Here is a 1,641-nt window from a genome sequence, read left to right on the forward strand (position 1 = left end):
ACTAACATTTGTATGAAAATACTTACGAAATAACGCTAAAAATGGCAATAAGAAAGTAGATCCCTTAAATCCTGATTTTTTAAGAGATGAAGTTAGTTATTCATATTTAGTTTAGAACTTAAGCTATCTCTTGATCAGTAGGTGTGATCTTATATCCTTTTCGTTTTAGATATTCAACCATCTTTAATTCTTTGGAAACTTGTTTCTCTTTCATGTAATCAGGGCCTAGTTCCTGATATGGTTCATGAGTTATGAGTATGTTGTAAGCTATTTTTAAAATTAAATTTGCCGTAGCTATTCTTGCTTTCATTTTGCCTTGACGTTTCATTATCCTTTTTTGAAAAGAGGATATTCTGTTATTTTGACTTAAGGTGCTGAGTGCACATTCTGCTACGAGTGTTTTTAATGCTTTATTTCCTTTCTTGGTTCTACTGTGTTTTTTTTTACCAGCACTTTCGTTGTTTCCTGGACTCACTCCAGCCCATGAGGCTAAGTGCTTATCAGATTTAAAGACAGACATGTCAACGCCTATTTCTGAAATTATAATTGCTGCTCCATTTTTATTTACCCCAGGAATGGTATCTAGTAATTCTAATTCTTTCTGATAGGGTTTAAGGCAATGGCTAATTTGTTCCTCCAGTTCCTTGATATTTTGTTCAATATATTCCATGTGTTCCCAATGCTGGCGTAACATATAGCGATGATGACGACGTAAGCGACCATTTATTGTATCTGCAATCTCTGAAATACTTGCCCTTGTTTTGGGGTGTACAATATGACGAAGAGAATCCTCTTCCATTTTTTCTCCACTGATGATTGCTTTTAGAATCCGTCGTCCAGATGCTCCAAAAATATCAGAAAGAACGGAAGTCAGTTTAATATTTGCGTCTTGTAAAATCTTATGGATACGATTTTTTTCTTGTGTACAATTGTGTACTAGTTTTGTCCGATATCGTGTGAGATCCCGTAAATCACGGATGTCTTCTGGAGGAACAAAGTTACTTTCAATAAGTCCAGATCGTAGAAGCTTTGCGAGCCATTCCGCATCTTTTACATCTGTTTTACGACCGGGAACGTTTTTAACATGCTTTGCATTAGCGAGTATAAGTTGAAAATTCCCCTCGAGAATATTCCAAATCGGTTTCCAATAGACGCCTGTGCTTTCCATCACTGCATCTGTTACTTTCATGGAGGTGAGCCAATCATTTAATTCTAATAACCCACTTGTAGTAGTTTGGAAAGTCTTGATTTCCTTTTTCGGCCTTTTATCTAAAGAGCCATATAAAACGCAAGCTACAACACTTTTTTGATGTACATCTAGGCCTGCACATCGTTCAATCATTGCTTCCATGGGAGTACCACCTTATCTTGATATATTTAACAATACAGGTGAAAGTAATGATAAATCAAAATTTTTGTATACATGCTCGAGGCACAATAGTTTGTACTTTTCTACTTTCACAACCAGTTTCAGTGTCAGGGTACCTTCATAAAAGGTCCACCAGTATGTTAACGGCCTGGTCGTATTGTTGTTATATCAATTCCCATAATTTGCATGAGTAATACTCTGATTGGGCTTAGGATTTATTTTCATTATAGTTTGTGGATACGCAAAGCGTAGCCATGATTGTTTCAGTGGGG

General features: G+C 36.1%; 1 protein-coding gene. It reads right to left on the minus strand.

Annotated elements, in window-relative coordinates; all coding sequences use genetic code 11:
• Nucleotides 1-118: 118 nt before the first annotated feature.
• On the minus strand, nt 119-1,351 hold the full coding sequence (locus GN217_RS18505) for an IS110 family RNA-guided transposase (RefSeq protein ID WP_156858112.1): 1,233 nt from the start codon (nt 1,349-1,351) through the stop codon (nt 119-121).
• Nucleotides 1,352-1,641 lie beyond the last annotated feature (290 nt).

This window comes from Oceanobacillus sp. AG (assembly GCF_009746545.1).
In the GTDB taxonomy this organism is placed as follows: domain Bacteria; phylum Bacillota; class Bacilli; order Bacillales; family Amphibacillaceae; genus Oceanobacillus; species Oceanobacillus indicireducens.